The sequence below is a fragment of the Pseudomonas sp. GW823-FHT02F05 genome (assembly GCF_058797315.1).
The window spans coordinates 26,616-34,536 of record NZ_JBXAJM010000014.1 but is presented as its reverse complement, the minus strand read 5'-3'; the positions used below and the strand labels follow the sequence as shown (position 1 = coordinate 34,536).

The 7,921-nt window shown below is 58.3% G+C and carries 7 protein-coding genes; 1 reads left to right on the top strand and 6 read right to left on the bottom strand.

The annotated features are described in order from the left end of the window. Positions 1–938: 938 nt before the first annotated feature. Positions 939–1,172 carry a DUF6124 family protein gene (locus AC1RAC_RS17525; protein ID WP_034126203.1) on the bottom strand — a complete coding sequence of 78 codons (234 nt, stop codon included), beginning with the start codon at positions 1,170–1,172 and terminating at the stop codon, positions 939–941. Positions 1,173–1,609: 437 nt separating this feature from the next. Between AC1RAC_RS17525 and AC1RAC_RS17520 the strand changes: the two genes are divergently transcribed. Next, complete coding sequence (locus AC1RAC_RS17520; RefSeq protein WP_057977571.1) at positions 1,610–2,059, top strand: GNAT family N-acetyltransferase; 450 nt, start codon at positions 1,610–1,612, stop codon at positions 2,057–2,059. A gap of 129 nt (positions 2,060–2,188) precedes the next feature. On the opposite strand, the gene AC1RAC_RS17515 is transcribed toward AC1RAC_RS17520, so the two are convergent. The 5 genes from AC1RAC_RS17515 to AC1RAC_RS17495 form a co-directional block, all read right to left on the bottom strand. Further along, on the bottom strand, positions 2,189–4,426 hold the full coding sequence (locus tag AC1RAC_RS17515; protein WP_492616847.1) for a GMC oxidoreductase: 2,238 nt from the start codon (positions 4,424–4,426) through the stop codon (positions 2,189–2,191). Next, positions 4,423–4,914: a sorbitol dehydrogenase gene (locus tag AC1RAC_RS17510; RefSeq protein ID WP_057977574.1), complete on the bottom strand. Its 492-nt coding sequence runs from the start codon at positions 4,912–4,914 to the stop codon at positions 4,423–4,425. The genes AC1RAC_RS17515 and AC1RAC_RS17510 overlap by 4 nt, the downstream gene beginning before the upstream one ends. A gap of 4 nt (positions 4,915–4,918) precedes the next feature. Then, positions 4,919–6,259 carry a hypothetical protein gene (locus AC1RAC_RS17505; protein ID WP_057977576.1) on the bottom strand — a complete coding sequence of 447 codons (1,341 nt, stop codon included), beginning with the start codon at positions 6,257–6,259 and terminating at the stop codon, positions 4,919–4,921. Between the two features lie 173 nt (positions 6,260–6,432). After that, complete coding sequence (locus AC1RAC_RS17500; RefSeq protein ID WP_492616846.1) at positions 6,433–7,266, bottom strand: hypothetical protein; 834 nt, start codon at positions 7,264–7,266, stop codon at positions 6,433–6,435. A 137-nt stretch (positions 7,267–7,403) separates the two neighbouring features. Then, the gene (locus tag AC1RAC_RS17495) at positions 7,404–7,805 is read right to left on the bottom strand and encodes a GFA family protein (protein WP_492616871.1); all 402 of its coding nucleotides are present in this window, start codon (positions 7,803–7,805) and stop codon (positions 7,404–7,406) included. Between the last annotated feature and the right edge of the window lie 116 nt (positions 7,806–7,921).

Sequence of the window (7,921 nt, the reverse complement as noted above, 5' to 3'; positions counted from 1 at the left end):
GCGTCTGTCAAACTTGGTTCAGTGCTGTGAGGCGGCTGCACCAGCAAGCAGGCGAGGCATCGTGATATTAATCAGCCGTGCGGCCAAAAGCCATCTATTTGGTGGGTCGTCTATTGGAAAGCGATAGGATGAGCACTGATTTCATAAGACTGCGCGCTTGAAAATAACGCGAAAGTGAATGTTCCCAATCCGGCGTCAGCCTCTAAGGCTAGCGATAACTGTCTACAGCACAAGCTAAATACTTTTCGGATGGGGCGAAATCAGAAACGAATCGACTGTCTGCTCTTCGCCGAAAGCAGGGTGCTTTGTCCGCGATAGTAACCTTGGATGATACGTTTCATAGGCAATCCTGCGTTATCACTTTGGGCAATCGTAACAACGTTGGAAGACTCTTGATGTACTCTGATGCAAGAAAGTAATGCTAGTAAATTTGGAGCTTAAGGACCTGCCCATGGATGTGATTTCAGCGCACCTATTTTCTACAAATCACCGTACTCAAATTGAAGCAAGCGATCACTGTGGCTGTTTTTACTGTTTAAGTGTGTTTTCGCCCTCAGAAATCACTGAGTGGGTTGATCTAGATAGCACCGCTCTGTGTCCGAAGTGCGGGATCGACTCGGTCATCGGTTCAGCATCCAGTCTGCCGATTACCCCTGTATTTCTTTCGAAAATGCACGAACACTGGTTCTAGAAGATCCCGTCATTCGAGGGCATCCCTTCGGTTTGACATCTACAGACTAGCTTTACCTCAGTGCCGCACGTTCCTGCTAAGTATTTACACACTCTGGGCCGAAAGCAGTCGTCGCTCTCGTCATCGCAGAGGGCTTTGTGCCGAGGCTGAATCCCCCAATGCCATCAAGCGCCAAATTGCCGAGTCGTTGTATGTGACTTACAACGACGCGACGAGTCATCAGGCTAACGAGTTGACGAGATGATCATCAGCCAGGGCAGGCCGCTTCGCGGTCAAGGAGTCTGGCGGTGAGGAGTACGCCCAGTTCGCTCAGTTGGTGGATGGCGAGGGCGATGTCGCGGTGTTTGCCGTTGAGGTCTTCGGACAGGTCGAGCAGCAGGGTGCTGACGCTGGTGAAGGTTTCGTAGCTGTTGGTGATGAGGGTTTCGTTGCTGGCGTTGGGGGCGACGGTGAAGAGCGTTGTTGAATCTGCTTTTGACATGAGTAGACATCCTGAGTGATGCCACCACCTTTCCGCTACTAAACAGTGGGTGGCAGCTGTACGCAGGTTAGTAGACCGGTGGATATCTAAAGCCGGCGCGCCCGAAGACGCCCTACGCACAGCCACCATCGAGCACAGACGCACTGTCTGATTGGTGACGCTCATGCACTTATAGATACCCAAATTCAGGCTACTAAACCCGATCACTGAACAATTCAGCGACCGAGCCACCTTAGAGACGGCCACCTCAGCGCACAAGCCGGCGGATTCTGACGCAGGCGTAGGCAATGGAGCAAGGTGCAGCAGGGGAATCGGATTTTGCCTTCAGGCGCTGCGTTATCGTTTGGGGTTTTCGCGAGCAAGCTCGCTCCTACAGGCGTGTTCGTCACCTCAAACGAAATTGTTAGCATTGAACGAGTTTCATATTGGAGGCAGGGATGGATGAACGATATGAGGTTCAACGGATCACCCACCTTCCGCGCCAGATACTGGCGCTGGAAAAGGAAGCGATTGGCGAGGGTTTCAGGTTTCTCACGCGTCTGATTAACGAATGGCACTCCGGGGCAAACCGCTTTGATGCACCCGGCGAGTGTCTGATGGCGGCCTATTTAAACCAGCAATTGATAGGCATCGGCGGTCTTTCAGTTGATCCCTATGCTGACAATAACGTGGCCAGACTGCGGCGGGTGTACGTCGCAGCTTCGGCAAGGGGGCAACACGTCGGGCAGGCGCTGGTAAAGGCGCTTGTTGAACGTGCAGCTCTCAGGTTTCAGGTCGTGCGTCTTTTCACGGATACGGTTGAAGGAAGCGCCTTTTATGAGCGCTGTGGCTTCAAGCGGACAGATGAGGCTCAGGCGACTCATATCATGCGGCTTGGCGGTTTTTGAGGCGATGGCTGCAATGGCAATGGCTCACTGCGTTGGGCGTGGCCGATAGCTTGTAAGTGACGGGATTGGGAGAGCAACCCCACAGCACTGCAGCATCACCGCAGCACTGTGGGGTTGCTATGACAACGCCTACACCGACCCGAAACGTACCTCCACTGACAGACTGCCCTGGTTATCGCTCAGGCCAGCCCCGTAACGCCCGGCCAGGTCGTCATTGATGCACAACTGCAACTCCCCCTGCTGGCCACGCGGCAATTGCGCCTGGTTGCCGACCAGGAACGGCGCGCCGCTGGTGCCGATACGCCCGATCAATGCGCCTTCCGCTTGACCGGGCAAGGTATAGCCGGGCTTGGCGGTCAGGCCTGGGTGGCCCGCCGCGCCGACCATGCCGGTGCCCGGGTTGGCCGTCCACTGCCCACCGGTGCACACCGCCAGTTGCCAGCTCTGTCCGTTGACCTGCACGCCGGTGCCCTGCCAGGGGTCTCTGGCCTGCACCTGCACGGTACGCTTGAGCAGATCGCTGGCGACCACGTCGGCGGCCTGGAAGGTCAGCGCGGTGATGGTCAAGGTCGGGTTGGCGGTGCCGGTGGAGGGGAACACGCCGTCGCCCACCAGGAACAGGTTGGGGTGGTCCCAACTGCGTTGGTCCTTGTCCACCACTGAATATCTGCGGTCCGAGCCCATGCGGTAGGTGCCCATCAGGTGGCCAGCGCCGTAGAAGGCGTAGTTCTGACCGTCGTACTCGAACACGGTTTGCGAGCCGGGCTTGAGCTTGGGCTTCAGGTCGGTCAGCTCGGTGGCGCCCATCAGTTTGGTGATGATATGCGTGGCGGCCAGGCGCGCCTGCTTGAAGCCCTTCATGGTGTAGTCGGACAGTTCGTAGGCGATCTCTGGCCGAGGCAGGCCCAAGCCGTCGGTGAAATGCTTGCTACTCTCCACCCGGCACTGCGCATGCTCGGGGTCTTTCTCCACCTGCTCGATCAAGAAGGCCAAGCGGAACTGGCGGGTCAGCACGCTGTTGAGCTTCTGCACCAGCGCCACGCCGGACAATGCCTCGCTCTTGTGGTCGGCGCCGCCATTGTTGGTGCCGCCATTGTTGTCGCCGTCGATAAAATCGCAGACCGTGGTATACGGATCATTCGCCGACCAATTCCAGCCCTCGTTGCCGATCTCGATACGCCACGCGGCACGCTCGCAGCGGAACGGGCCATCGCGCATGTCTTCGATCCCCGAGGTGGACAGTGGCCCACGGAACGGGAACAACGGCTTGCCTTCAGGCATCAGGCCCCAGGCCAGGTACACCGGGTGGTCGGCCAACGACTTGCCGACCTGGCCACTGCTGTTGGCCACGCCGTTGGGGCTGTGCGGGCTGATGGAGTTGAGCAGCAGCTTGGGCGTTTCGATCGCGTGGGCGGCGATCACGTAGCGCTTGCCCTGGGCCGTGCCGTTCTGTTGCGTGCCGTTGTTCTGGTACTGGATGAAATCGATACCCGTGACCCCATTGGCATCGACCTGCACCTTGCTCGCCACACACTGGTAAAGAATACGCACGTTGCCGGTATCCAACGCCTTGGCCATGGTCACGGTGGCGTCGTATTTGGCCTGGATCGGGCAGATCGGCGTGCAGCTGGTGTTGCCGGCGCATACCCGGCGGCCGTTGTCGTTCTGCGAGTTACGCCCGGCTGGCGTTTGCCGCACGTTGAGGGTGAAGCCCTGGTACTGCGTGCCATTGATTGCCTTGCCCACGCCCTGGTCGACCAACGATGGAGGAATGCCGTGCATGCTGTATTGGTAGCCTTGGGGGAAGGTCACGCCCAGGTAGCTCTGCGACGCCACATCGGCGGACACGCCCATCTCTTCCTCGGCGCGGCAGTAGGCGGTTTGCAGGTCGTCGTAGCTGATCGGCCAGTCGACCCCTACCTTGTACTTGGTCTGCATACGAAAGTCGTTGGGCAACAGGCGCAGAGCCGTGCCCATCCAGTGCCACATGGTACCGCCGCCCACCCGCTCGTAGGTGCTGGCGAACAGTTGCGGCCCGTTCTGTACCAGGTAGCTCTTCTGCACCTTGTCCTTGTCGTCGCTGCCGGCGGTGATCAAGTCCTGGATAGTCGCTCGCGGGGCGAACTGTTTGGCCGGGGTCTGCTCGGTCTGCTCCGGTGGGTAGGGCGACTCGGGCGCCTTGAGCACGGCGGTGTAGAAACGCTCCAGGTACTCGCTGCGGTTAGGCGGTATCGCCGGGCCCGACTCAAGCACCAGCACTTTCAAGCCGGCCAGGCCCAGCTGGTAGGCCATGACGCTGCCGGCCATGCCGGCGCCCACGACGATCACGTCGGCGGTTTCGATGTTCTGGGTGTTTAGAGTGCTCATGGCTGCTGCCCTTCCTTGGCGTCGACACCGGTGAATTGCTTGAGGGTCGGTGGCTGCTCGGCCCAGTAGCCGAAGTGGTACTCGCTGTAGCCCATGGGGTGGGATTGGGCGATTTTCCACGCCCAGCTTTCCTTGTAAGCCTCGTCGGAGACTACGCGGATGTCATGCTCGTTGGCGGTGCCCTGGTCATAAGGCTGGTACCAGCTGCCAAGCAGCCACAGCTTCATGATCGAGCGGGCGCCTTTGGCGATCTGCGGGTCCGAACTGCCGAGTATGGCGTTGGCGATCTGCTCATGGGGTTGGCCTTTGATAGGGACGTACAGGTTCAGCAGTTTGCTGAACGCTTCGGTGCCCATGCCTTGCTGGGCGGTGTCGAAAAACACCGGAGGTAGGTTGATCGGGTCGACGGCAGGCGCCAGCAGCTTGGCTGACAGGCCAGTGAGCTCGGCAGACAGGTCGATGAAGTCTTGCAGGTTCGGGTCGCTCATGGCATCACTCCTTGGCACCGGTGGATTGGGCACGTTCAAGCAGAAAGGTGAAATCGGCGAAGCTGGTGCGCGGTGACTGGGTCACCCGGGTGGTCGCGTTGTTGTGGCATTCCATGCAACTGGATGAAGCCTGCGGCGTAGTGCCCTGGTTGTAGGTTTCCAGCGTGGCGTTGGCCAGGAAGTTCGGCGCAGGCGTGCCCAGCGGGTTGGTTGGCGACGGCACCTGGCAGTCATCGGCGGGGGCGGTTGGCCATTGGGTGCTGATCAGTTGGTAGTTGGCCCACACCGTACCCTTGAGCGCGCCTTGCCATTGCGCGTTGAGTTGGTGGGTTGCGGCGGTGAGCGGAATTTCCCGCACGATCTGCGAGGGCGTGGCCTTTTTCGACGGGTCCCACGGCTGCGCGGGCGGCTCGTTCACCGGGCGGTCGCTGGCCTGGGCGTTGTAGAACAGGTAGGGGCCCTTGCGCTCGTTCATGGGGGTGGTCTTTTCCGGTACGTTGCGCACGTGCTCGAAGCTTGACCACACCCACTGCGGCGCATCTTTGGTCTTGTGCACGATGTGCAGGCCGACCAGCCCGACCTTCTGCACGTTGCACGATTCGGGGATCACCGCGCCCTTGCTCGGGTCGGCGTTGCCTGGGGTGTAGACCAGCGCGTCGACGGCGTGGAAGTCCTGCGAGTTGTCGTTGCCGCCGAGCACCTTCCAGGCCGATTTGACCATGATCGCGCCGACATGCTTGTCTTGCTGCGAGCCGCAGGAGAAGGCGATGCGGTTCTCGGCCTTGGTGAAGAAAGCCTGTTGGCCTTCCTTGCTGTAGAGGCCCTTATTAACGATGTCGTCGAACATCGGCTGGTTGACCATGATCGCGTTGCGCGTGTAAGTGCCGTTCTGGTCCACCAGTGGGCCGGTCTTGAACGGCTGGATGGTCTCGTCGAGCACACCAGCAACCTTACCCATCTGCTGCAGCACGGGCAGGTCACCCTTGCCTTGGCAGGCCGGGGGTAGCGGCGACTTCTGGTTCCAGGCGACAGGCTTCTGGCCTTGGGGCAGGAAAATCTCGTAGCTCTCCTTCCACGACTCCCACACCGTCTGCCCCGGCGCGCCGATCTGCGCCGAGGTATTGGCGCTGCCGTCGGCGTTGGCGGGCCAGTTCAGCGCGACGAAGGTCTGCCACGACAGCACGTCGAAATCGTGTTGCAGGTTGTCCAGGGTGAAGGGGGCATTGGCGGTGACGTCGAAGGGAATCGCAGGTGACAGCGGCGGCGGGCTGGCCGCATCGGCCATGGCGAGCACGCTGGTGAAGCTCGCACCCAGGCACGCCAACCGTTTCAAGGTTATTTTCATTATCGTCTCCTCAGCAGATAAAGCGTCGGGACGACGAGGCGTACTGGCCCTTCATGGACCGATAGTTCAGCGTTATCCCTTACGCTAGGCTGAAGGCTAGCCGTTGCGCTTGAACCTCCAGAAATATCCGACTAAAGGTATGGATAAGCAGGATCGCGCATAAAGTGCGGGCCTTACTCTGAATATCTCCCCACCTGTTTTTTCCAAGGCAAGTACTCCACAAAAACGACGCGGTGGGCTACTCCATCTTCCCTTACACGAAACCCTGACATTTGTTGCAGATCGAGTTGCAAGCATTGAGTTGCAAGTGCCTTTTGTAACGCCGGATCCGGGTGGAAATGTTCAGGGCGCAGATAGTTTTTTTTCAACGTGACATCGCAACGTGCGACTTGGCCCTTTGCGTTGGCAGTGAATTCGAAGCGTGCTTGGCCGAACGCATTTATTGATTGCTTGGCCACCACGTTGTCCCAGAAAAAACGGCTTTCAACAGCAGACCTCTGGTGTCTGCGTTCGTAATCAGAAATGGGTGAGGTATTACCAGAAGCTATCAAAGGCACGGTGACCTCAAAGGTGCCATCAACTGGATTCCGAAGACCTTCCGGAACGCTCTCCCAGATACTGCTCCAGCACACATCCGTGACGACATTCGTAAAGCCTGGTGGACTTCCAGCGTCCATTGGCTGCGCCTCGCAGCGCAATACGTCGCCCTGTCGATCCAGCTTCATACGTAGCTTCACGCTGCCTCGCAGTCCCTCGCCATTCGCCCAGAACACATTTTGAGCCAAGGTAGTGCCTAAAACCCTGCCATAACGCCTCTCTTCTATGCGCTTGATTTCTTCTGAGGTGAGATAAGTTGGAGCGGACTTACCACCGCTATCAACCCAGACATTCACTCGCTGCTCGGGTGTCAACCGATGGCAACCAGAGAGGGGCACTGAACCTGCCAATAACAGCAGCATGGCAATGAGCCGACAATCGGCCCGTGATTTCATTTTAATGATGGACACTCTTGCCTTCCTTGAAATGACACAAATCGATATTTTGCCTTGAGTGCTAATGAGCGTCTTGTGCTGGTCGAGACTGTGTAAAGCGCTCTGTATCGTTTGCTGCCTACCGTAACTAACTGAATAGGGACTGAAAGTAGTCACCCGCCCTGGGAACATGATTTGGACGGCGCGTACCAATAGACTGCAGAGTCGACGTGAACGTGTTTTTGCTTTTCAGGTATGAATGTCGTGTCGAGGGTGCCCAACGCTATCGACACCCAATCGGCAAACTCGCCTTGAGAGCGTGACCAGAACAATGTCGAGCCGCAGTGCGTGCAAAATTCGCGTGACACCGCCTGTGAGGATGCATAGGTTCTGATGCTCGTGGCGCCGGAAAGTATTCGTAGTGCGTTACGGGGAACACTGCCGTAAGAAGCGAATGCGGCTCCATGGCCTTTGCGGCATTGGCGGCAATGGCAATGGCTCACTGCTGTCGGCGTGGCGGATAGCTCGTAAGTGACGGCTGCGCATAAGCAGCTTCCTTGGTACACCCTTGTCATGCGCTTTCCAGCCATACGAAAACTTCAGCGTAACCGTCCCACTCCAGTCAGTCGACCGATAGCTGCTGGTCGATGACGCTTGTGCACATGGTATGGGTAAACCCTCAGGCTACTAA

Bases quoted from the DNA above. Each gene is read 5' to 3' on its own strand.
- AC1RAC_RS17520 (WP_057977571.1), top strand. From the start codon at position 1,610: ATGGATGAACGATATGAGGTTCAACGGATCACCCACCTTCCGCGCCAG.
- AC1RAC_RS17495 (WP_492616871.1), bottom strand. From the start codon at position 7,805: ATGACAAGGGTGTACCAAGGAAGCTGCTTATGCGCAGCCGTCACTTAC.
- AC1RAC_RS17525 (WP_034126203.1), bottom strand. From the start codon at position 1,172: ATGTCAAAAGCAGATTCAACAACGCTCTTCACCGTCGCCCCCAACGCC.
- AC1RAC_RS17505 (WP_057977576.1), bottom strand. From the start codon at position 6,259: ATGAAAATAACCTTGAAACGGTTGGCGTGCCTGGGTGCGAGCTTCACC.
- AC1RAC_RS17515 (WP_492616847.1), bottom strand. From the start codon at position 4,426: ATGAGCACTCTAAACACCCAGAACATCGAAACCGCCGACGTGATCGTC.
- AC1RAC_RS17510 (WP_057977574.1), bottom strand. From the start codon at position 4,914: ATGAGCGACCCGAACCTGCAAGACTTCATCGACCTGTCTGCCGAGCTC.